This window comes from Micrococcus sp. TA1 (assembly GCF_014199555.1).
Taxonomy (GTDB): domain Bacteria; phylum Actinomycetota; class Actinomycetes; order Actinomycetales; family Micrococcaceae; genus Citricoccus.
In genome coordinates this window covers 108,609-130,726 of sequence record NZ_JACHNW010000004.1, presented here as the reverse complement: position 1 = coordinate 130,726, position 22,118 = coordinate 108,609, and the positions used below count along the sequence as shown (strand labels likewise).

The 22,118-nt window shown below is 71.8% G+C and carries 16 protein-coding genes and 1 other RNA gene; 6 read left to right on the top strand and 11 right to left on the bottom strand.

All coding sequences use genetic code 11. The annotated features are described in order from the left end of the window. Positions 1-2: 2 nt before the first annotated feature. Positions 3-1,445, bottom strand: a complete 1,443-nt coding sequence (locus GGQ69_RS15060) for a CitMHS family transporter (RefSeq protein WP_183530008.1) — start codon at positions 1,443-1,445, stop codon at positions 3-5. A gap of 232 nt (positions 1,446-1,677) precedes the next feature. Here GGQ69_RS15060 and GGQ69_RS15055 point away from each other — a divergent pair, with 232 nt between their 5' ends. Next, entirely contained in the window at positions 1,678-3,444 is a 1,767-nt protein-coding gene (locus tag GGQ69_RS15055) for an ATP-binding protein (protein ID WP_370577203.1), read from the top strand. Beyond that, on the top strand, positions 3,441-4,133 hold the full coding sequence (locus GGQ69_RS15050; protein WP_183530004.1) for a response regulator: 693 nt from the start codon (positions 3,441-3,443) through the stop codon (positions 4,131-4,133). The genes GGQ69_RS15055 and GGQ69_RS15050 overlap by 4 nt, the downstream gene beginning before the upstream one ends. A 7-nt stretch (positions 4,134-4,140) precedes the next feature. Here the strand turns inward: GGQ69_RS15050 and GGQ69_RS15045 are convergent, their stop codons facing one another. Beyond that, on the bottom strand, positions 4,141-5,184 hold the full coding sequence (locus tag GGQ69_RS15045) for a 3-methyladenine DNA glycosylase (protein ID WP_183530002.1): 1,044 nt from the start codon (positions 5,182-5,184) through the stop codon (positions 4,141-4,143). Between the two features lie 343 nt (positions 5,185-5,527). Here GGQ69_RS15045 and GGQ69_RS15040 point away from each other — a divergent pair, with 343 nt between their 5' ends. Continuing rightward, positions 5,528-8,632, top strand: a complete 3,105-nt coding sequence (locus GGQ69_RS15040; protein WP_183530000.1) for a S8 family serine peptidase — start codon at positions 5,528-5,530, stop codon at positions 8,630-8,632. 72 nt (positions 8,633-8,704) lie between these two features. Here the strand turns inward: GGQ69_RS15040 and GGQ69_RS15035 are convergent, their stop codons facing one another. Further along, positions 8,705-9,991 (bottom strand): aspartate kinase, encoded by a 1,287-nt coding sequence (locus GGQ69_RS15035; RefSeq protein ID WP_183529998.1) that lies wholly within the window; start codon positions 9,989-9,991, stop codon positions 8,705-8,707. Positions 9,992-10,301: 310 nt separating this feature from the next. Here GGQ69_RS15035 and GGQ69_RS15030 point away from each other — a divergent pair, with 310 nt between their 5' ends. Next, positions 10,302-11,432: an ABC transporter ATP-binding protein gene (locus tag GGQ69_RS15030; protein ID WP_183529996.1), complete on the top strand. Its 1,131-nt coding sequence runs from the start codon at positions 10,302-10,304 to the stop codon at positions 11,430-11,432. Then, entirely contained in the window at positions 11,432-12,550 is a 1,119-nt protein-coding gene (locus GGQ69_RS15025) for an ABC transporter permease (protein ID WP_183529994.1), read from the top strand. Before GGQ69_RS15030 ends, GGQ69_RS15025 begins: the two co-directional genes overlap by 1 nt. Positions 12,551-12,570: 20 nt before the next feature. Here GGQ69_RS15025 and ehuA read toward each other — a convergent pair whose 3' ends face one another. Genes ehuA through ehuB form a run of 4 tightly spaced genes read right to left on the bottom strand, consistent with a single transcriptional unit; the run spans position 12,571 to position 15,744 of the window. Continuing rightward, positions 12,571-13,392: an ectoine/hydroxyectoine ABC transporter ATP-binding protein EhuA gene (gene ehuA / locus GGQ69_RS15020; RefSeq protein WP_221243855.1), complete on the bottom strand. Its 822-nt coding sequence runs from the start codon at positions 13,390-13,392 to the stop codon at positions 12,571-12,573. Beyond that, positions 13,376-14,038: an ectoine/hydroxyectoine ABC transporter permease subunit EhuD gene (gene ehuD / locus GGQ69_RS15015; protein WP_183529992.1), complete on the bottom strand. Its 663-nt coding sequence runs from the start codon at positions 14,036-14,038 to the stop codon at positions 13,376-13,378. The genes ehuA and ehuD overlap by 17 nt, the downstream gene beginning before the upstream one ends. Then, the gene (locus GGQ69_RS15010; RefSeq protein WP_183529990.1) at positions 14,038-14,775 is read right to left on the bottom strand and encodes an amino acid ABC transporter permease; all 738 of its coding nucleotides are present in this window, start codon (positions 14,773-14,775) and stop codon (positions 14,038-14,040) included. The genes ehuD and GGQ69_RS15010 overlap by 1 nt, the downstream gene beginning before the upstream one ends. Before the next feature lie 6 nt (positions 14,776-14,781). After that, positions 14,782-15,744: an ectoine/hydroxyectoine ABC transporter substrate-binding protein EhuB gene (gene ehuB / locus GGQ69_RS15005; protein ID WP_183529988.1), complete on the bottom strand. Its 963-nt coding sequence runs from the start codon at positions 15,742-15,744 to the stop codon at positions 14,782-14,784. Positions 15,745-16,095: 351 nt separating this feature from the next. Between ehuB and GGQ69_RS15000 the strand changes: the two genes are divergently transcribed. Continuing rightward, complete coding sequence (locus GGQ69_RS15000) at positions 16,096-16,878, top strand: GntR family transcriptional regulator (protein ID WP_183529986.1); 783 nt, start codon at positions 16,096-16,098, stop codon at positions 16,876-16,878. A 15-nt stretch (positions 16,879-16,893) separates the two neighbouring features. On the opposite strand, the gene recR is transcribed toward GGQ69_RS15000, so the two are convergent. From recR to ffs, 4 genes are all read right to left on the bottom strand, one after another. After that, the gene (gene recR, locus GGQ69_RS14995; RefSeq protein ID WP_010144034.1) at positions 16,894-17,493 is read right to left on the bottom strand and encodes a recombination mediator RecR; all 600 of its coding nucleotides are present in this window, start codon (positions 17,491-17,493) and stop codon (positions 16,894-16,896) included. A gap of 75 nt (positions 17,494-17,568) precedes the next feature. Further along, on the bottom strand, positions 17,569-20,901 hold the full coding sequence (locus GGQ69_RS14990; protein ID WP_183529984.1) for a DNA polymerase III subunit gamma and tau: 3,333 nt from the start codon (positions 20,899-20,901) through the stop codon (positions 17,569-17,571). Continuing rightward, positions 20,898-21,983, bottom strand: coding sequence for a tRNA glutamyl-Q(34) synthetase GluQRS (gene gluQRS / locus GGQ69_RS14985; protein WP_183529982.1), 1,086 nt, complete (start codon positions 21,981-21,983; stop codon positions 20,898-20,900). The genes GGQ69_RS14990 and gluQRS overlap by 4 nt, the downstream gene beginning before the upstream one ends. Positions 21,984-22,016: 33 nt before the next feature. After that, an RNA gene (gene ffs, locus GGQ69_RS14980) (signal recognition particle sRNA small type) lies at positions 22,017-22,113 on the bottom strand. Positions 22,114-22,118: the final 5 nt, after the last annotated feature.

The following is a 22,118-nucleotide window of genomic DNA, read 5'->3' as shown; positions in this document are numbered from 1 at the left end:
GCTCAGCCGTAGATGCCGATGACCCCGAAGGCCACGCCCGAGGCCAGCATGGCCAGTGAGACGATGCAGGCCCGCCAGAGGACCTTCTTGTGGTGGTCGCCCAGGTCCACCTTGGCCATGGAGACCAGCAGCAGGATCGCGGGGACCAGGGGGGACTGCATGTGCACGGGCTGCCCGGTGACGGAGGCCCGGGCCATGTCCACGGCGGGGATCCCGTAGTGCGCACCGGTCTCGGCCAGTACCGGCAGGATGCCGAAGTAGAAGGCGTCGTTGCTCATGAAGAACGTGGCGGGGATGGAGATCAGCCCGGTGAGCACCGCGAGGATCGGTCCCATCGAGTCCGGGATGACGTCCACGAGCCACTGGGACATGGCCTCCACCATGCCGGTGCCGGAGAGCACGCCGGTTAGCACGGCGGCGGCGAACACCATGGACACCACGGCCACGATCGAGGAGGAGTGGTTGCCCAGCACCTCGGCCTGCTTCCTGACGTTCGGGAAGTTCACCAGCAGGGCGACGGCGGTGCCGATCATGAACAGGTAGGCCAGGGGCACGATGTCCGCCACCAGCAGCACCATGATGGCCACGGTCAGCACGAGGTTGAACACGAACAGCCGCGGTCGCAGGGTCTCGCGCTCCGGGTCCAGCGCGGTCCCGGACATGTCCGGGCCGGTCTCGGTCACGGTGCGTTCCAGGAGCCCGACGCCGGACGGCGCGCGGGAGGTGCCCGGCGTCCCGGCGGGTGCCCCCGCCGGGACGAGCTGGCCGCCGGGTCCACCGGTCGAGGTCCCGGCGGGGACACCGGGGCCGGACCAGCGCTCGGGGTCGTCACGGCGCAGGCGGCGCCGCTCGGACAGGCCCAGCAGCCAGGAGAAGGCGAAGACCACGGCCAGGCCCACCAGCAGCGAGGGGATCATGGGGACGAAGATCTCGGCTGCGTCCACGTTCAGGGCCGCCGCCGCGCGCACGGTGGGTCCGCCCCAGGGAACGATGTTCAGGGTGCCGTTGGTCAGCCCGGCCACGCAGGTCAGCACCACCGGGCTCAGGCCCAGCCGGTGGTAGACGGGCAGCAGGGCGGCGGTGACGACGATGAACGTGGTGGAACCGTCCCCGTCCAGGGAGATGACGGCCGTCAGCAGGGCGGTGCCCATGACCACCTTGGCGGGGTCGTGGCCCACCACGCGCACGATCCAGTTCACCAACCGGTCGAACAGGCCGACGTCGATCATGATGCCGAAGTAGGCGATGGCGAACATCAGCAGGGCGGCCGTGGGGGCCATCTGGCCGATGGCCTCGAGGACCATGTCCCCCAGTCCGAGGCCGGCGCCGGTGAACAGGCCGAAGATGGTGGGGACGAGAATCAGCGCCAGCAGGGGCGTCATCCGCTTCGTCATGATGAGGACCATGAACGTGGCCACCATCGCGAAGCCCAGCAGGACGAGCATGGGAACTCCTGGTTCGGGGAGGGCCGGCGGACGCCGGCGGGTGTGACGGGCGACACGGGGCCGCGATTCGCAGTCACCCTACGGTGACGCAGCGCACGGAACGCCCTTCTGCTCGCTAACGGGGAATCAACCCATTCCACGCATTGCGCTCATTGTGCTCATGCGCCGTGGATGCCGGGGGCAGTGGGGAGGGGCCGGTCCCGGCGCGGCCGCCGGGTCATACAGTGGGGGCGTGAGCACCACGCGTGAGTCCCGCCGTCCCCGCGGATCCTTCTCCGGGCGGATGACGGCGCTCCTGTTCGCCGCCGTGGCCGGCACGCTGGTCATCTGCCTGCTGGCCATCGGCTGGCTCACGACCCGGCGCGTCCACGACCAGGCGCAGCAGGAGGCCCTGGGGATCGCCCGCACGGTGGCCTCCATCCCGGAGGTGCGCGAGCTCGTGGCCGAGCAGGCGGACGAGGACGCCCTGGACACCCGCGCGCTCGCCGCCGGCCCGCTGCAGTCCTCCCTCGAGGAGATCCGCCAGCGCACCGGGGCCCTGTTTGTGATCGCCACCGAGGACCGGGGGCTGCGCTTGGCCCATCCCAATCCGGACCTGATCGGCCAGCGGGTCAGCACGGACCCGGTGGCGCTGTCCGGGGTCGAGGACACGTCCACCGAGCGCGGCACCCTCGGCGAGTCCCTGCGCGCCAAGGTCCCCGTCTGGTCCCCGGACGGCTCCCGCGTGACGGGAGAGATCAGCGTCGGGGTGTCCGTGGCCGCCGTGGCGGGTGACGTCCGCCAGGCCGCCGCGTCCGTGGTCGTCGTGGGGCTGGGCGGCCTGGTGCTGGCCGCGGTGTCCTCCGTCTCCCTGCAGCGTCGCCTGCGCCGGCTCACCCTCGGGCTGGAGCCCGAGGAGATCGCCGCCTCGGCACGGGACCAGGCAGCCGTCCTCTACGGGGTGCAGGACGGGGTGATCGGCGTCAGTCCCGAGGGCGTCATCACCGTCCGCAACAAGGCCGCGCGGCTCCTCCTGGGCCTGCCGCACCGCACCGACCGGGACGACGTGGTGGGCCGGCGCTACGACGAGGCCGGACTGCCGCCGGCGCTGACGGGAGCCGTCGCCACCGCCCTGGACCCCGCCATCCCGTCCACCGGGTTGCGTCTGTCGGTGGGTGAGTCCTCCATGATCGCCTCCGTGGTCCCGGTGCGGCGAGGTGATGTCGACCTGGGGGCGGTGGTGATGCTGCGGGACACGACGGCCGTGGAGGCCCTCGGCAGCCGGCTCGACGCCGTCGAGACCATGGCCTCCGCCCTGCGGGCGCAACGGCATGAGTTCGCCAACCGTCTGCACGCCCTCTCCGGCCTGCTGTCCGCGGGCCATCTCGAGGAGGCACGGGAGTTCCTGCAGCAGGTCATCGACTCCGGCCCGGTCCGTGACCCCGTGCCCGGGATCGAGGCGGTGCAGGACACCTTCCTGCGGGCCTTCCTCGGGGCCAAGGGCGTGCAGGCCCACGAACTCGGGGTGGAGATCCGGGTCGGGGATGAGACCTCGTTCTGGCAGACCGTGGTCGATCCGCAGGACGCCACGGCGGTGCTCGGCAACCTCCTGGACAATGCCGTCCGCGCCGCGCTGGAACGCCAGGCCCCGGGTGGGGACCCGCCCACCGGGCAAGCTGTGGAGGCCCCCGGGCGTCCCTGGGTCGAGGTCGACCTGCTGGGTGACGGCGACACCCTGCACCTGGCCGTCGCGGACTCCGGCGGCGGGGTGCCCGCGGGGCTGGACATCTTCGCCGCCGGGACCACCACCCGGGAGGCCGGGGAGCACGAGGCCCACGGCCACGGGATGGGACTGTCCCTGGCGCGCAGGCTGGCACGCCAGCGCGGAGGGGATGTGTGGTTGGCTGAACCCGGCACCACGGACGGCGCCGGGGCCCTGTTCTGCGCCCGGCTCCCGGGGGTGCTGGCGGTCTCCGAACCGTCACCGGGACGGGCGACGCCGAAGGAGGCTCAGCGATGACGGGACTGCAGGACCGCGGAGGCGATTTCCGGGTGCTGGTGGTGGACGACGACTTCCGGGTCGCCTCCCTGCACGCCGGTTATGTGGACGCGGTGCCCGGCTTCACGGCCCTGCCGCCGGTGAACGACGCCCGGATGGTGGTCCGGACGGTCGCGGACACCACGCCTGACCTGGTGCTGCTGGACCTCTACCTGCCCCACGTCTCCGGGCTGGACCTGCTCACGGCGCTGGACGTGGACGCCTTCGTCCTCAGCGCCTCCGGCGAGGGGGAATCCGTCCGGACGGCCCTGCGCCGCGGCGCGCTCGCCTACCTGGTCAAGCCGTTCGAGGAGAAGGCGCTCGCGGACCGGCTGCGGGCCTACGCCCGGTATCGGCGGTTGCTGGCGGCCGGGACCCACGACCAGGTGGCGATCGACCGGGCACGCCGCGTCCTGCTGGCCGAGGCCGAACAGGCCCCGCCGTCGGCGGCCGCCACCACGGAGCAGTCGGTGCTGGAGACCGTCAACGGTGCCGTCGAGGACCTGACCGTGATGGAGGTGGCGGAGGCCGTCGGGATCTCCCGCGCCACGGCCCAGCGGTACCTCTCCCACCTGGCGCAGACGGGCCAGGTCAACCTGGGGCTGCGCTACGGTGCCCGGGGCCGGCCGGAGCACCGCTACGGCCCCCTGGACCCGATCGCCCGGGGCTGAACGGGCCTCACGGGCGATCGCCCGGGGCCCGGACGTCCTCCAGGGCGGTCAAGGCCTCCAGGAGCCGGCGGCGGAGGACGGTGGACTCCTCCGCGAATCCGCGCTGGTGCCGCACGTATTCCGCGCGGCCTGCCGGCGTCTCGATCCGGATCGGCTCCAGGCCCCAGTCGGCCAGGTCGTAGGGGGAGGCACGCATGTCCATGGTCCGGATCCGCCAGGCCAGCTCGAAGCAGTCGGCCACGAGGTCCGAACTGAGCACCGGCAGCAGCTTGTAGCTCCACTTGTAGAGGTCCATGTTCGCGTGCAGGCAGCCGGGCTGCTCCAGGTCGACCTGGGTGGCCCGGGTGGGCTGCAGCTCGTTCAACGGCGCGGCCTCGGGGGCGTAGAAGCGGAAGGCGTCGAAGTGCGTGCAGGAGATCCGGTTCCGCTCGACCACCTCGTTGGTCCCCTCGGCGCCCAGCCGCAGGGGGACCGTGGAGTGCCGCACTCCGTGGACCTCCGACCGATAGGCCATGGCCCACTCGTGCAGGCCGAAGCACGCGAGCCGGGCCGGCCGCCGCACGGTGGCCCCCAGGATCCGGTGGGCGAACTCGACCATCGACCCGCGCCGGTCGAGGAATGCCCCCACGTCGACCGTCCAGCCACCCGACGGCAGTCCGGGGCGTGGATCGATCCACCGGTAGAAGCGCCAGCCGCCTGAGGCGCCCGCGGGGGCCGCGCCGGGGGCCGCATCGGGGGCCTCCCCGCGATCGGGGTGCGGCGGAGGGCCCGGGGCGGGGCCGGCATCGGGCCGTGCGGCCTCTCCCGGGGTCCCGGCCCCGGGGCCTGCGGCCAGCACGACGCCGGCCCCCGGGTGCCAGCGTTCGAGGGCACCCGGGGTGAGCGAGTAGTAGGAGAAGAGGAAGTCGTGCACCGGGTGCCGGACCCCCGCCGAGTGCAGGTCCCTCAGGGGTGCGGTGTAGGCGCTGATGCGCTGCCGGTGGGACTCCGCACGGCTCCGCCACTGCTGCGGGGGCAGCACGGACAGGCCATCGAGGCGGGGAGGGGGCACCCGTCCAGAGTAGTCGCTGGAGGGGTGCGCCTGCGGGTCCGGAGAGGGCGGAAGGCGGGCCCGGACGGAACGAGAGGGGAGCCCGGACGGGACGGAAGGCGGGCCCGACAAGCGGCCATGACGCATCGTCCCCTGTAAAAGATGTGTTTCAAGCCTTCCGCCGGGCCCACGGACTCAGGTAATCTTCAGTCATCCCCATCCTGTGGTCGGCATCACTTCCACCGTCTCCACGTGCGCCCCGGGGCCCCGTGCCCGTCTCGCGGAGCAGGCGCATTCCCCGGCGACAGGACCAGCCGGGCATGATCGTGCCCGGTTCGCACCTTGGTGAGGAAGGCCAAGCCACATGTCAGAGAAATCCAGAGGCCGGCGCCGCTCGCTCACGGCCTTCGCGGCCGGACTGCCCCTCGTGGCCGGTTCGTTCCTGCTCCCCGGCGCCCAGGCCGCGCCCGATGCCGGCGGCCTCGACGCCGGTTCGGTGGACTCCGTGCTGCAGTCGGCGGTGCAGGAGTACAAGGACGGCAAGTACTTCGTCGTCCTCAAGGACGACCCCGCCCTGACCTACACGGGCGGTGAGGACGACCTCGCGCCGACGGCCGCCCCGAAGGGCGTCTTCAACCCGAACTCGGCCCACGTGCGCAAGTACGAGCAGTTCCTGGAGGGCAAGCAGGAGAAGGTCGCGGCGGCGGAGGACGTCGAGGTGGACCAGTCCTTCTCCGTGGCGCTGAACGCCTTCACGGCGGACCTCACCGCCGAGCAGGCCCTGGAGATCTCGCGTCACCCGGACGTGCTCGGCGTGGCCGAGAACACGCAGGCGGCCCCGGACTACTCATCCGTGGAGTTCCTCGACCTGCCGGGCCGGAAGGGCACCTGGAAGGACACCTACAGGGGCGTCAAGAACGCGGGCAAGGGCGTGGTGGTCGGCGTGATCGACACCGGTTACTTCCCGGACCAGGACATGCTGGCAGGCGATCCGGTCAAGGCGCTGCCGGGCCGGAAGAAGCCGAGGGTGGGGGAGCCGTACCTGACCGCCGACGGCGGGATCGCCATGCTCAAGTCCGACGGCACCACCTTCCGGGGTGAGTGCGAGCCCGGTCAGGACTTCACCGGACAGGAGTGCAACTCCAAGGTGCTCTCGGCGCGGTACTACTCGGAGGACTTCGAGCGCTTCGTCCCCATCGACAAGCGCGACCCCAACGAGCGGCTGTCCCCGATCGACATCAGCTCCCACGGCACCCACACCGCCACCACCGCGGCGGGCAACGACGGCGTGGACCAGGTGATGAACGGCGGCGACTACGGTGAGGGCTCCGGCGTGGCGCCCGAGGCCAAGGTGTCCGTCTACAAGATCTGCTGGGAGGACACCGACCCGGACACCGGTGGCTGCTACTCCTCCGCCTCCGTGCAGGCGATCGAGCAGGCCATCGTGGACAACGTGGACGTGCTGAACTACTCCATCTCCGGCAACAACACCTCGGTGGTGGACCCCGTGTCCCTGGCCTTCAAGTCCGCGGCGGCGGCGGGCATCTTCGTCTCCGCCTCCGCCGGCAACTCCGGACCCGCCGCCAACACGGTCAACCACTCCGCCCCGTGGCTGACCTCGGTGGCCGCCCAGACGTTCTCCAACGAGCTGACGGGCACCGTGGAGTTCGAGGACGGCACCAAGGTCCGCGGTGTCTCGTCCATGGTCGAGGGGGCCGGTCCGGCCGACGTCGTGCTCTCGAGCGAGATCGCCAAGGCCGGTGCCGCGGCCGAGGACGCGCGGCTCTGCGCCGTGGGCGCCCTGGACCCCGAGGCGGCCGCCGGCAAGATCGTGCTGTGCGATCGTGGCGTGACGGCTCGCGTGGACAAGTCCAAGGCCGTGGCCGAGGCCGGTGGCGTGGGCATGATCCTCGTCAACGTCGGCGGGGGCTCCGAGGATGCCGACCTGCACTCCGTCCCCACGGTGCACACCTCCGATGAGTCCGTCCGCCAGCTCGTGGCCACGACGGACCTCAAGGCCACCCTCGTCCCCGGTGACACCACCGGGCTGGAGGCCCAGCCGGTCCCGCAGATCGCCGGGTTCTCCTCGCGCGGTCCGTCCAACGCGGTCAACTCCGACCTGCTGAAGCCGGACATCGCCGCACCGGGCGTCAACGTCATCGCCGGTGTCTCCCCGCTGGACCCGAACTACAACGGCAACGAGTACGGCCTGATGTCCGGGACCTCCATGGCGGCCCCGAATCTGGCCGGCATGGCCGCGCTGATGTACGGGAAGCACCCGAGGTGGTCACCGATGGCCGTCAAGTCGGCCATGATGACCTCCACCCAGGACGTGTACAACGCTGACGGTTCCGCCAACCTGGACAACTTCGCCACCGGTGCCGGCTCCGCGGACCCCCAGGCGATGGCCGCCCCGGGCCTGGTCTACGACTCGAACGACCGGCACTGGAACAGGTTCCTGAACGGCAAGATCGCCGCCCGGGACGTCAACGTCCCGTCCTACGCCGTCTCCGACGTGGCCGGCTCGGCCACCGTGACCCGGACCCTGACGGCCACGGAGAACGGCCGTTGGTCCTTCTCCGCGGACGTCCCCGGGTTCACGGTGACCGCCTCCCCGGCGACGCTGAACCTCAAGAAGGGCAGGTCGGCCACGGTGAAGGTCACCTTCACCCGGGACGGTGCACCGGCGAACACCTGGCAGCACGGTTCCCTGACGTGGTCCGGCGGCAAGAGGCGCTCCCCGGACGTCACCTCCCCGGTGACGCTGCGGGCCGTGGACGTGGCCGCCGATCGGGCGATCGAGGGCACCGGGGCCGAGGGATCGGCTGAGGTCACGCTGACCGGTGGCATCACCGCCACCGTGGAGCCGACCGTCCTGGGCCTGGGCAAGTCCGCCGACGAGGTCTTCGCCAAGGTGCCGGGTCCGCTGAAGGGCGCCACCGACGCCTCGAACCAGCTGTCCGCGACCACGGTCGAACCGGGCACCACCACCGTCAGCTGGCACCTGCAGTCCGGTGACGAGGCCGCCGACTGGGACATGTTCGTGATCACCCCGGACAACCGGACCCTGCAGGTCGCCACCGCCTCCGCCTCTGAGCAGCTGACGCTGAGCGACCCGGCCCCGGGCACCTACTACGTGGTCTCGAACCTGTACTCGTCCCCGGACGTGGCAGCCACCCCCGCCACGCTGAGCACGGTGAAGACCCAGGGTGATGCCGGCAACCTGAGCCTCTCCGAGGACCAGGTGGCCCTGACCCAGGGTGAGGACACCACGGTGACCGCCTCCTGGGACGGGCTGACGGAAGGGACCTGGCACGGGCTCATCTCCTGGGTCCCGGGGACCGCCACCGCCGTCTCGGTGACCGTGGGCCCGGAGGGCAAGGCCGCGGTGACGGACTCGGCCGGCACCGTGCTGACCCCGGAGGACGTCGAGCAGGCACCGCTGACCGACCTCGTGAAGGAGCGGTGACCCGCCCCTGAACCGGTGAAGACGGCAGGGCCCCGGACCGATCGGTCCGGGGCCCTGCCGTGTCAGTCGTGCTCAGCGGCCGGTGCCGCCGTAGACCGTGGCCTCTTCGTCCGCGTCGAGGTTGAAGGCCTGGTGGACGGCCCGCACGGCCGTGTCCAGCATGTCCTCGCGGGTGATGATCGAGATGCGGATCTCCGAGGTGGAGATCATGTCGATGTTCACCCCGGCCTGGTGCAGGGCCTCGAAGAACCGGGCGGAGACGCCGGGATTCGAGCGCATGCCGCCGCCCACGAGGGAGAGCTTGCCGATGTGCGGGTTCAGCAGGATGTCCTCGAAGCCGATCTCGTCCTGGGCCGCGCGCAGGGCCTCGGTGGCCTGCTTGCCCTCGGTGATCGGCAGGGTGAAGGAGATGTCCGAACGTCCGGTCTCCACCCGCGGGACGTTCTGGACGATCATGTCGATGTTCACGTTGGCGGAGGCGATCACGTTGAAGACCTCCGCGGCCTTGCCCGGGACGTCCGGGACGCCGTAGACGGTGATCTTGCCCTCGGACCGGTCGTGGGCGACGCCGGAGACGATCGGCTGTTCCATGGGTTCGCCTTCCTCGATGGTGATGATGTCTTCAGGGTTGGGACGCACCCAGGTGCCCTCGTTGTGACTGAACGACGAGCGCACGTGCAGCGGCACGCCGAATCGGCGGGCGTACTCCACGCAGCGCAGGTGCAGGATCTTGGATCCGGAGGCTGCCATCTCCAGCATGTCCTCGGAACTGATCTCGTCGATCTTCCGCGCGGACGGGACCACGCGCGGGTCGGCGGTGTAGACGCCGTCGACGTCCGTGTAGATCTCGCAGACGTCGGCGCCCAGGGCTGCGGCGAGGGCCACGGCCGTGGTGTCCGAGCCGCCGCGGCCCATGGTGGTGATGTCCCGGGACTCCCGGCTCATCCCCTGGAATCCGGCCACGATGGCGATGTTGCCCTCGTCCACGGCGTCCTTCACGCGGTTCGGGGAGACGTCGATGATGCGTGCCTGGCCGTGCAGGGAATCGGTGAACATCCCCGCCTGGGACCCGGTGAAGGAGCGTGCGGTGGACCCGAGCGAGTGGATGCCCATGGCCAGCAGGGACATCGAGATGCGCTCTCCCGCGGAGAGCAGGATGTCCATCTCGCGGGCCGGCGGGTCGATGTTGATCTTCTCGGACAGGTCCAGCAGCTCGTCCGTGGTGTCGCCCATGGCCGAGACCACGACGACGACCTGGTGGCCGGCCTGCTGGGTCTCGACCACGCGTCTGGCCACGCGCAGGATTCCATCGGCGTCGGCAACGGAGGATCCTCCGTACTTCTGGACGATCAGGCTCATGCGGTTCCTTGGGTAGGGGTCGGGCCCGCGGGGCGCGGGCTGTCGGTCGGCTGCGCCCTAGTCTACGGGGGGTCATGGACCCGGTTCCGACCATGAACGAGGCGGTAGAGCACCACGCGGCCGAGGGGCCCGCCCGACCACGTGCCGCACCAGCACCGGTCACGTGCCGGCCCGCGCCGGCCGCGTGGCGGACCCGCATCGACCACGTGCCGGACCCGTGCCGACCGCGTACCGGCCCGCGTAGTGCACGCCGGAGTGCGGTCCCGGCCCTGTCCTTGCCGCCCGACCCCCCGTACCGCACGATGGTGCCATGACGACTCCCGGTGGCACCGACGAGTCCGGACCGCCGGCGGCGACGGGGCTGCCGCCGGACGCGCCGCCGTCGGGCATCACCGCCACCGGCGTGACGCGCCGGTTCAAGTCGGTCCGGGCACTGCGGGGGGTGGACCTGATGGCCCCGCCCGGGACGATCACGGCCCTGGTGGGGCCCAACGGATCGGGCAAGACCACGCTGATGCTGGTGCTGGCCTCCCTGCTGCGGCCCGACGCCGGTTCCGTCCGGATCGCGGGAGCGGACCCCGCCCAGGACCCGGCCGGGGTCCGCCGCCGCACGGGCTGGATGCCGGACACCCTGGGGGTGTGGGACGCGCTGACCGCCCGGGAGATCCTCGAGATGATGGGTCGGCTCTACGGGCTCGACCGGGACGTCGTGCGCTCCCGGTCGGGGCAGCTGCTGGAGTGGCAGGAGCTGAGCACCCTCGCCGACGAGCCGGCGCGGGTGCTCTCCAGGGGCCAGCAGCAGCGACTGTCCCTGGCGCGGGCCGTCATCCACGAGCCCCAGGTCCTGCTGCTGGACGAACCGGCCTCCGGGCTGGACCCGGGATCCCGGGTCCGGTTGCGGGACGACCTGCGGCAGATGGCGGCGGCCGGCAAGACGATCCTCGTCTCCTCCCACGTGCTCTCCGAACTGGACGAGATGGCGGACGTGGCCGTGTTCATACAGGACGGCCGCACCGTCCGGGTCGAGGACCTGAGCGGTGACGGTGCCACCGGGGGCCGGTACCTCATCACCGCCCTGGACGTCTGTCACCTGCTGCCCGTGCTGGAACGCTACTCGGTGGCGTACCGGCGGCAACCGGGCAGGCGCGAGGACTCGGTCAGCGTGGAGGTGAGCTCGGCCGAGGAGGCCGCGGACCTGCTGTCCACCCTGGTCGGGGAGGGCGTCCGCGTCGTCGCGTTCACGCCGGAGGCCTCCCGGCTGGAGACGGCGTACCTGGAACTGGACCGGATGCGCTCCGTCGCACCGCCCGCGCCCGGCGCCGGCGTGGACGACGACGTGCGGCCGGGAGCGCCCGGGACGGACGCCGTCGGGACGGACAGCGGTGCGAGCGGCGGTGCGAACCGCGCGTCGTGGCGCGCCGGCAGGGGGGAGGACCGGTGATGTCCCGGGTCGACGGGCTCGTGCAGGACGGCAGCGCCAGACTGGGCTGGGGACCGGCGCTGGCCACGGTGGTGCGGATGGACGTGCAGCAGCGGCTGCGCTCGCACACCTGGTTCATCATGCTGGCGGTCTGGTTCGTGGTCATCGGCCTGGTGACCTGGGGCGCGTTCGCCAGCTTCAACGTGCTCTCCGCCGAGGAACCGGTCGGGCCGGGCGCGGGCCGCTTCGTGTTCGAGGCCGTCGTCGGCTTCGTGCTGTTCTTCGGCCTGCTCGTGGCCCCGGCGGTGTCCGCCAGCACGATCAGCGGAGGCCGGTCCGGGGGGACGCTCGCGGTGATGCAGGTGACCCTGCTGACGCCGGGCCAGTTGCTGCTGGGCAAGTGGCTGGCGTCCTGGATCGCCGCGCTGGCCTTCCTGGCCACGGCGCTGCCGTACATCGTGGTGGCCATGTCCATGGGCGGCCTGGACGTCTCCGGCCTGGTGGTCTTCGTGGCGATGGTGGCGGTCGAGCTGGGCGTCGTCTGCGCGGTCGGCACCGCGGCGTCCGCGGTGGCGGACCGTACCCTGTTCGCGGTGGTGGTCACCTACCTGCTGGTGGCCCTGTTCACCTTCGGCACGCTGGTGTCCTTCGCGCTCACCATGCCCCTGACCCAGACGACGATCCCGGCGAACAACCCCCGGTGGGCCGTGGCCGAGGGCGAGGTCGCCCCGGAGGGGCCCGAGACCTGCTTCGGGCCGCTGGTCCCGCAGACCGCCTACGACACCCGGACGACGTACTGGGTGCTCGCCGCCAACCCGTTCGTGGTGGTCTCCGACGCCGTGCCGACGCCGGCCCGGGTCCCCTACGATGCCGACGACCCGGACACCTGGGCGCCGGACGGGGTGATGACCACCATCTCGTTCGGGGTGCGGTACCTGCAGCGGCCACCCGAGATGAACGTGCTGTGCGCGCACGGTGAGCCGGCGGAACCGGGGGACGAGGAGGCCTGGCGCGGCACGCCCGTCTGGCCCCTGGGCCTGGGCCTGCAGTGCGTGGTGGCCGGCGGGCTGCTCGCGTGGGGCCGCTTCCGCCTGAGCACCCCCGCGGCCCGTCTGCCGCGGGGCCACCGGGTGGCCTGACCGAGGGCCGGCACAGGTCCCTAGCGCGTGCCGATCTGTCCCTCGCCGAGCACGGCCCGGAGGAACTTCCGGGTGCGCTCGTGGGCGGGGGCGGTGAACATCGTGTCCGGGTCGGCGTCCTCCACGATCGATCCGCCGTCGAACATCAGCACGCGGTCGGAGACGTCCCGGGCGAACTGCATCTCGTGGGTGACGATCAGCATGGTGATGTCCGTGTCCTCCGCGATGCGCCGCAGGATGCCCAGGACCTCTCCCACGATCTCCGGGTCCAGCGCCGAGGTCACCTCGTCCAGCAGCAGGATCTCCGGATCCATGGCCAGGGCGCGGGCGATGGCCACGCGCTGCTGCTGGCCGCCGGACAGGGAGGAGGGGTGGGCGTCGGCCTTGTCATCCAGGCCCACCTGGTGCAGCAGCTCCCTCGCCCTGCGCGTGGCCTCGGCCCTGGACTGGCCGAGCACGTGGATGGGGGACTCGGTGATGTTCTGGATCACGGTCATGTTCGGGAACAGGTTGAACTGCTGGAAGACCATCCCGATCCGGGTACGGGTCCTCTTGATCTCGCGGTTCGACAACCGCACGCGCCTGCCGTCCACGATCCGGTGGGTCAGCGGGTCCCCGTCGATGAGGATCATCCCGTCCGTGGCCTCCTCCAGGGTCATGACCAGCCGCAGGATGGTGGTCTTGCCCGAACCGGACGGGCCGATCAGGGTCACGCGCTCACCCCGGTTGACGTGGAAGTCGAGGTCCTTGAGCACCACGTTGTCCCCGAAGCGCTTCTCCACGTCCCGGAACTCGATGATCGGGGTGTCAGCGGTGTCAGCGGTGTCAGTGGGCGTAGGCAAGGCGCTTCTCCATTCGGCGGATGAGGACGGAGGTCGGGTAGCTGGCCAGCAGGAAGATGATGCCGGCCAGGGTGATGGCCTCCACGTAGCGGAAGTTGTTGCCGCCGAAGATCTGGGCCGCGTTGACCATCTCGACCACCCCGATCACCAGGAGGAACGGCGTGTCCTTGAACATGGAGATCGCGTAGTTGCCCAGTGCCGGCACCGTGGCCCGCAGGGCCTGTGGGATGACGACGGCGGCCCAGGTGCGGCGCGTGGACATGGACAGGGCCGTGGTGGCCTCCCACTGGCCCTTCGGCACCGCGTCGATCCCCGCGCGGTACACCTCGGACATGTAGGTGGAGTAGTGGATCCCGAACACCACGATGCCGATGGTCATGGCATCGAACATCAGGAACGCGTAGTAGGCGAACAACAGCTGCACGACGATCGGGGTCATGCGGATGAAGGCCACGACCCACTTGACGATCCCGGAGACCGGTTGCGGGGCCAGGCGGATCAGCATGGCCCACACCAGTCCCAGCACCGCGGCGATCGCCGTGCCCACGACCGTCACCAGCAGGGTGACCGTGAGGAAGCCCTCGAGCACGGGTGGGAGGGCGCGGAAGAACATCTCCCAGTCCCAGATCTCTGCCTGCTCCTGCATCAGGTCCCCCTCCCCGCGGTGGCCAGGCTGTCCTTGCCGGTCGGCGTCGGAGAGAGGATCTCACGCAGGGATGGACCCCGGCCGAGCCGGTGCTTGGCGCGGGCCTCGAGGGCGTTCATGACGAGCGTGAGCGCGAGAGCCAGCACGAAGTACCCCACGAGCCCGACGACGGCGTACGCCCAGGTCGTGTCCGTGACCCGGCGCAACTGGTCCAGGTGGAAGGTGAAGTCCTGCAGCAGGATCACGCTGACGATCGCGGTGCCCTTGAGCAGGTGGACCATCAGGCTGGCCAGGGAGGGGATCATCAGCGCCCAGGCCTGCGGGAAGATCACCCGGCGCATGCGGTGCACCGGTGACATGGACAGCGCCGTGGTGGCCTCCCACTGGCCCCGCGGCACGGAGGCGATGGACCCCCGGACCACCTCGGCGGCATACGCGCCGTAGTTCAGCCCCAGGGCCAGGACGCCCACGACCATCCCCGGCAGGTCGATCCCGAACTGCGGCAGGACGAAGAAGATGAAGAACAGCTGGACCACCAGGGAGGTCCCCCGGAAGAACTCGATGATGATCCGTCCGGGCACGGCCAGGGCCCTGGTGGGGGCCCCGGCCATCAGCCCGAGGATGATCGCCAGGACGAGGGCCAGGGCCGAGCCGAGGACCGTGAGCTGGATGGTCACCCACAGCCCCTCGGCCAGGAACGGCCAGGCCTCGACGGTGGCCTGGATGTTCTCCAGCACGGTGCGTCAGCCCAGGTCGCCGGAGCAGAGCTGCTCGGTGGTCAGGTCCTTCGGCGGCAGGTTCTCGGCGGTGAAGCCGTAGTCCCCCACCACTGCCAGGTAGGACTCCTCGGACTCGGTGACCGAGGCCAGGGACTCGTTGTAGGCCTCCACCAGCTCCGTGTCCTCTTGGCGGAAGACGGTGGCGCCGGCGCCGATCTGCTCGACGCCGTCGATCACCTGCACGAAGGCCTCGGTGGTCTCCACCCCGGCGTCCGGGTTCTCCTCGGCCATGATGTTCAGCGAGATCGCGGTCATGGCGAAGGCATCGGCACGGCCGTTGGCCACGGTGTCCATGCCGGTCTGGGCGTCCGGGACGGACTGGACCTTGAGGCCGAGCGACTCGGCGTAACCGGCTTCGATGCCGCCGGCCAGGACCGCCAGGTTGATGTTCTCACCGGCGTCGGTCTTCTCCTTGACGGAGTCGAGATCCGTGAGGTTCTTCGGATTGCCCTCGGCGACCATCAGGGTGGTGGTGTACATGATCTCCGGATCGGAGAAGGCCGCCTGGGCGCAGCGGTCCGGGAGGATGGACATGCCGGCGGAGACCGCGTCGAAGCGGCCCGCGGTCAGTCCCGGGATCAGCGAGTTCCACTCCACCAGTTCGGCCTCGACGTTCTCGATGCCCATGTCCGCGAAGATCTTCTCGTGCATGGCCACGGTGGCCCCCGCCGGTTCCCCGCCCTCCAGATAGGAGTAGGGGACCTCGCCGGCGATCCCGACGGTGATGGTGCCCTCCTGCTGCAGGCGCTCCAGGGTGTTGCCCGCGGCGGCGGTGCCGCCCTCGCCTTCGCCTCCTCCACCGCCCCCGCACGCCGTGAGCACCAGGGCCGAGGCGGTCAGCAGGCCCAGTCCCAGCAGTCGCCTCCGGGGGGAACCGGGATTGTGGGAGGCCGACGTGGACTGGTCGGTGGGGGTGGGGACGGTCATGGTCTGCTCCTCAACCTCCCGGCCCCCGGGCTGCCGGCGAGGGGCCGGTCGTGCGAATGATGACGGTGCGAAGGGTGTGCGAGGCGGATTCCGGTCCGGTACCAGGCCGAGGATGGCCTGCCCGGCGACCGGAATCACCGCTAGTGAGGCAACTGATTTCCGACGCTAGCAGAATGTGATCTGGCACACCATGGGATCGTCGACCGGAAGAATGTCGACAATATAACGATCCGCATGGCAGGATCTGGCCCACACGCGCCCTCGGGATCCATCGGACCGTCCCGCCCCGGGCGCGCATCGAGCGGCCGTGTCCCGTGCCGGACGCACCGGTGCGTGGAAAGGAAGACCCGCATGAACACGCCCACGGCACCGGAACCGTCCCGACGCGACGGCCTGGTGGCCCGTCCGCTGGTCAAGGTGGTCCGGCGCCCGTCCACGGTGGACCTCATCGCCGTGGAATTGCGCGCTGCCATCTACGGCGGAACGCTGCGGCCGGGTTCCTCGGTGCGCGAGGCGGAGATCGCCGCCCAGCTGGGCGTGAGTCGGGGTCCCCTGCGCGAGTCGGCCCAGCGGCTGGTCCAGGAGGGACTCCTCGTGACCCGGCCCGGAGCGGGCCTGCGGGTGGCCACGATCGACCGGGACGAGGTGGAGGACCTCTACCAGGCGAGACTGGCGATCGAGGGTCACGCCGTACGCGTCCTGTCCGGTCTGGACGAGGCGCAGCGGGACGAGAGGGTGGGCACGGTGCGAGACCTGCTGGCCGCGCTCGAATCGGCCGTGGAGGCGGGCACGGACGCCCGGCGGATCGGGGACGCCGACCTGGACCTGCACTACGGCCTCGTCGAAGCCACGGGGAACCACCGGCTCACCGCGTACGCGTCCACGCTCATCGTGCAGACCCGCATCGCCGCGCTGTCCCACCGGGAGGGCTACGTGGTGCGGACCGACATCCTGGACGTTCACCGCAGCCTGTTGCGCCAGGTCGCCGACGGCGACGCCGAGGGGGCCTGCCGCACGCTGGGCGAGCACTTCCGCCAGACCGTGGACCGGCTCCGGGGTGACCTCGCGGAACCGTTCAGCACGGTCGCCGGACGGCCTGACGGTTCGGGCTACACGTTCAACCCGCTGGCATAGTCCCGGTGCGACGGATCACCCGGTGACGCTGCGGCGGCCCTCGAAGGCGCGTCCCAGTGTCACCTCGTCCGCGTACTCCAGGTCGCCGCCGACGGGCAGTCCGGAGGCCAGCCGCGTGACCTTCAGGCCGGTGGCCCCGAGCATGCGCGACAGGTAGGTGGCCGTCGCCTCGCCCTCCAGGTTCGGGTCGGTGGCGAGGATGACCTCCTCGATCGCGGCATCCTGGAGGCGGGTGAGCAACTCCCGGATGTGCAGCTGGTCCGGCCCGATGCCGGCGATCGGGTTGATCGCCCCGCCGAGCACGTGGTACCTGCCGCGGAAGGTCCGGGTGCGCTCGATCGCCATGACGTCCTTGGACTCCTCCACGACGCACACCTGGGAGGGGTCCCGGCGCTCGTCCCGGCAGATCGAGCACGTCTCCTGCTCGGAGACGTTGAAGCAGATCGTGCAGAGCTTGACCTTGTCCTTCACGGTCCGGATGGCGTCCGCGAGCCGCAGCATGTCCTCGGGGTCGGCCTCCAGGATGTGGAAGGCGATGCGCTGGGCGGACTTGGGGCCGATGCCGGGCAACCGCCCGAGTTCGTCGATCAGGTCCTGGACCGCACCTTCGTACACGTTACCGACCACTTTCCGCGTTGGATCACTGCCCCCGGGCCCGGACGAAAGGACGTTGTCCGGGCGGCTCTCAGATCAGGACAGGGGGCTTCCGTCCAGCATCCGTTCCTCCACGAGGCGTCCGCCGAGCAGGCGTTCGACCACCTTGCGTCCGGCCATGCCGGACTCCTCGATGGTGACGTCGTCGTCGCTGGGAACGTCGTCCCAGTCTACGGACCGTCCCGGGCCGGGGCGGGCAGCACCGCCGGGTGCGTGGCTGTCCGCCGCCGGTCCCGTGGCGGCCGGGCCGGTCCCGGGCGACGGCGACCCCGGTCCCGGGACGTTGCCCCCCGCCCCCGGTCCGGGATCCCCGACCGGCCCGGCGGGCCGGCCGGGCGTGGGCGGGGGAGCGCCGTCCTGGGTGCGCTGGTACTGCTCCATCATCTGCTGGAAGCGACTGGCCCGGCGGTGGTGCGGGGTGCCGTCCGTCCCGGTCCCGGACGCCGGCGCCGAGGAACCGGCCTCGGGGGCGCTGCTGGCGGAGGCCCCGGAACCGCGGCGGGACATGCGTGCCTCGAACTCGGCCTGCAACTCCGCCTCGGGACGGGCGAAGGACGGGATCCCTCCGCGGCCGGGTTCGGGCCGGGGGGCCGCGCCGGCGTCGGACACCGGCCGCGGGATCGACCCCTGGCCGGGCTCCGGGCGGGGAATCCCCCCGAGGCCGGGTTCCGGCCGCGGGACCGGCCGCTCGCCCCAGGACGGACGCGTGTCCGAATAGACGTCGTCCCGGTCCTCCTCGTCCGGCTCGGGGGGAGGCGGGAACGCGTCGTCGTGCGGCTCCTCTCCGTACCAGTCGGACACGGGGACGGAATCGGCCTCCAGGTCCTCCGGCGGGGGCGGGGTGCCCGGACCCGTGGCGCCCTCCTCGACGGGCTCGGACTCCGTCTCCAGGTCCTCGTCATCGGGGGTGTCGTCGGGCAGGCCGTCGGACATGCCAGTGCGATCCGGCCACGGAGCTGCCGTGGACGCCGGTGTCATGTGGTCCGGCGTGGCGGGCTCCGGCGCGGTCGGCTGGGGCACGGCCGCCTCGGGTGCCGGGGGCGGTGGCACCGGGGAGACGGGCTCCGGGCGCGTGGGGGCCGCCGGTCCGGGCGAGGGCGGGGCCGCTGCCGGGGTGGCGTCGCGCGCGGTCCGGTCCGGCACCGCGGGCTCCTCTACTGCATCCGGTCGGGGGGCCGCCGGGACGGGGCGGCCCTCAGCTTTTGGGCCGGGACCACCCGCCGGGGCGGACCCTCCGGTGATGAGGTCCAGACGCGGCTGGATGCCCAGGACCGCGTGCACCGCCTGGGCGATCACCTGGTCACCGCCGCGGCGCTGGACCGTGTCCCGGGGGCCGTCCCCGGAGAACCCGATGGTCAGCAACTGGCCGTCGAACCCCGCGACCGAGGCGTTCTGCGAGACGAGCATCCAGACCAGCCGGGAGTGTTCCTCCAGGTAGGCGAGCACCTCCGGCCAGGCCCGGCGGATCATCTCGACCTGCGAGGCGGAGGCCCCCGGCTGGCCCTGGGCCGACGGGGCCGGGGTCGACCGGTCCAGCGCCGACCGGTCCGGGGCCGGTGCCTCCCGTGACGACGTGTCGTGCTGAACCTGTTCCTCTCCCGCTCGGGAGGGCGCGTGCTCCTCCGGACGGGCGTCCCCGGCGGTGGCAGGAGCGGTCCGGGACGTCTCGGGCCGGGACGTCCTGGCCGGGACCTGCTCCGCGGGAGGCGCGGCCGGGCCGCCCTGGGCGGGCGCCTGCTCGCGCCGGACCGGTGCCGGCTCGGCAGGCTCGGTCCCCTGCGCGGTGTGCCCCACCGCCGGCCCGGGGCTCACCGGTGCCGGCTGCTCGGCCGAGGACGGAACCGGCCGGTCGGCCTCGGGACTCTGGGGCTGGTCGGCCTGCTGGGCCCGGTCGGCCTGCTGGGGCTGGGGCTCCGGCATGACACCCCAGCCACCACCCCAGTCCGCGGACGGGGTGACCTGCGGCCGGGAAGCCCCGGGCGCGGGAGCCGGCGAGGGGGCGGAGGCCGGCGAGGGGGCGGAGGCGGGCGTGGACTGGTCCTCGGCACGCTTCATCGCGGCACGGGCCAGGGCGGCCCCACTCAGGCCGGTCGGAGCACCGGAGGGCGCCTCGCCCTGCGTCGGGGCGGCGAAGGAGCCCGGGGCGCCGGTGGCCGGGCCCGGGGCGCGCACGGTCGCGCCGGCGTCGGGGGCCTCGGGGGTGCCCCCGTAGGCGAGGCGACGTTCGATCCGGTCCAGCCGGGCGGCCAGTCCCCGCTCGGTGGCGTCCGAGGAGGGCAGCATGAGCCGGGCCATGAGCAGTTCGAGATGCAGGCGTGGGCTGGTCGCCCCGACCATCTCCGTCAGCGCCTGGTTGGTGATGTCCGCCGCCCGGGAGATCTCGCCGGCGCCGAGCTGCGCGGCCTGGGCCTCGAGGCGGCGCAACTGGTCGTCGGGCATGCCGTGCAGCACGGAGGAGGCGGCGTCCGGCATGGCCTTGACGATCACCAGGTCCCGGAAGCGCTCCAGGAGGTCCTCCACGAAGCGCCGCGGGTCCTGGCCGGACTGGACCACCCGGTCCACCACGCGGAAGACGGTCTGCGAGTCGGCGGCGGCGACGGCGTCCACCACGTCGTCCAGCAGGGCGCCGGGGGTGTAGCCGAGCAGGTTCACGGCCAGGTCGTAGCCGATGCGTCCCTCGGCCGCGCCGGCCATGAGCTGGTCCAGCACGGACAGGGTGTCACGGACGGATCCCCCGCCGGAGCGGATCACCAGGGACAGCACCCCCGGCTCCACGTCCACGCCCTCCTGCACGCACAGCCGCTCGAGGTACTCCATCAGCGGCTCGGGCGGCACCAGGCGGAAGGGGTAGTGGTGCGTGCGGGAACGGATGGTCCCGATCACCTTGTCCGGCTCCGTGGTGGCGAAGATGAACTTGATGTGCGGAGGCGGCTCCTCCACGATCTTCAGCAGGGCGTTGAACCCGGCCGAGGTGACCATGTGCGCCTCGTCGATGATGAAGATCTTGTAGCGGTCCCGCACCGGGGCGAAGGTCGCGCGCTCGCGCAGGTCCCGGGCATCGTCCACGCCGCCGTGGCTGGCCGCGTCGATCTCGATGACGTCCAGGGCGCCCGGACCGCCGGTGGCCAGTTCCCGGCAGGAGTCGCAGGTGCCGCAGGGGTTCGGGGTGGGCCCCTCGGCACAGTTCAGGCAGCGCGCGAGCACTCGCGCGGACGTGGTCTTGCCGCAGCCGCGGGGCCCGGAGAACAGGTAGGCGTGGTTGACCCGGTCCTTGGACAGCGCGGTCATCAGGGGCACGGTGACGTGTTCCTGGCCAATGACGTCCTCGAAGGAGTCGGGACGATAGCGGCGGTACAGGGCAGTGGTCACCCTTGGAACCTTAGCTTCTCCGGGGCCCGCTCCGCAGGGCGGGCCAGGGCGTGTGGAGGAGTCCACGGCACGCGCGGCACGCCCTCCGGATCGAAGTGCGCCAGGGCGTGTTGCAGGTCACCGCCCGGCAGCTGGAGTGAGCCCAGCAGCAGGTCCCTGACCCGCCCGGGCGACCAGCCGCCGTCGGGAACGCCGGGGGCGCCCTCGGGCAGTGCGGCGAGGTCCTCGAGGGTGACGGCGCCGTCCCGCTTGGCCAGGCGCTGGCCCGCCTCGTTGAGCACCAGGGGTACATGGACGTACTCGGTCTCCGGTGCCGGCAACCCCGTCCGCCGTGCCAGCAGCCGGGCGAGCCAGTCCTGCCGGGGTGTCGAGGAGAGCAGGTCGTCCCCGCGGACCACCTGGTCGATGCCCTGCGCGACGTCGTCCACCACGACGGCGAGGTTGTAGGCGAAGGCCCCGTCGTTGCGGCGCACCACGAAGTCGTCCACGGCGGCGGTGACCGGACCGTGCAGCCGGTCCGTCGCGGTGTGGACGGGGGCCGGTCCCCCGGGCTGTCCCGCGGCCGCGGCCGCGTCGATCCGCAGGGCGGCAGGCCGTTCCCGGCGCCGGCGCTCGCGCTCGGCCGCGGAGAGCCGGCGGCACGTGCCCGGATAGGACCCCGGGGGCAGGACGTTCAGGGGGGCGACGCCTGACGGGCTGACGGGGGAGTCGGCGGGGGAGTCCCCGGGTAGGCGCTGCGGGGCCGGTGCCGGGTGGGGCGCGCTGGTGGCCTCGGCGATGTCCCTGCGGGTGCAGAAGCACTCGTACACGAGCCCGTCCGCGGCGAGGGACTCCACGGCGCGCTCGTAGTGTTGCGTCCGCTCGGACTGGCGGACCGGTTCACCGTCCCAGTCCAGGCCGATGGCCCGCAGGTCGGCCAGCTGGGACTGCTCGGCACCGGACCGGACGCGGTCCAGGTCCTCGATCCGCATCAGGAAGTCCCGTCCCGAGTGGCGGGCGAACAGCCAGGCCAGGATCGCGGTGCGGAGATTGCCCAGGTGCAGGGTGCCGGAAGGGCTCGGGGCGTAACGGCCAGCGGGCATGGCACCTCCGACGGGACTCCGGGTGGGGAGGACGTTAAAGACCCCCCACGCACCTGCCAGAGCCCACCTACCCTTGCTACCTTCCGGTCCTGGGGGAGTTCAGCGAGATGACACCACGTGAGGGGCCGGCATCCA

What these genes read in the sequence shown, in the direction of transcription:
- GGQ69_RS15040 (WP_183530000.1), top strand. Translation starts at nt 5,528, where the DNA reads ATGTCAGAGAAATCCAGAGGCCGGCGCCGCTCGCTCACGGCCTTCGCG.
- GGQ69_RS15060 (WP_183530008.1), bottom strand. Translation starts at nt 1,445, where the DNA reads ATGCTCGTCCTGCTGGGCTTCGCGATGGTGGCCACGTTCATGGTCCTC.
- GGQ69_RS15035 (WP_183529998.1), bottom strand. Translation starts at nt 9,991, where the DNA reads ATGAGCCTGATCGTCCAGAAGTACGGAGGATCCTCCGTTGCCGACGCC.
- gluQRS (WP_183529982.1), bottom strand. Translation starts at nt 21,983, where the DNA reads ATGCCCGCTGGCCGTTACGCCCCGAGCCCTTCCGGCACCCTGCACCTG.
- ehuB (WP_183529988.1), bottom strand. Translation starts at nt 15,744, where the DNA reads ATGACCGTCCCCACCCCCACCGACCAGTCCACGTCGGCCTCCCACAAT.
- GGQ69_RS15000 (WP_183529986.1), top strand. Translation starts at nt 16,096, where the DNA reads ATGAACACGCCCACGGCACCGGAACCGTCCCGACGCGACGGCCTGGTG.
- GGQ69_RS15030 (WP_183529996.1), top strand. Translation starts at nt 10,302, where the DNA reads ATGACGACTCCCGGTGGCACCGACGAGTCCGGACCGCCGGCGGCGACG.
- GGQ69_RS15025 (WP_183529994.1), top strand. Translation starts at nt 11,432, where the DNA reads ATGTCCCGGGTCGACGGGCTCGTGCAGGACGGCAGCGCCAGACTGGGC.
- ehuD (WP_183529992.1), bottom strand. Translation starts at nt 14,038, where the DNA reads ATGCAGGAGCAGGCAGAGATCTGGGACTGGGAGATGTTCTTCCGCGCC.
- GGQ69_RS15050 (WP_183530004.1), top strand. Translation starts at nt 3,441, where the DNA reads ATGACGGGACTGCAGGACCGCGGAGGCGATTTCCGGGTGCTGGTGGTG.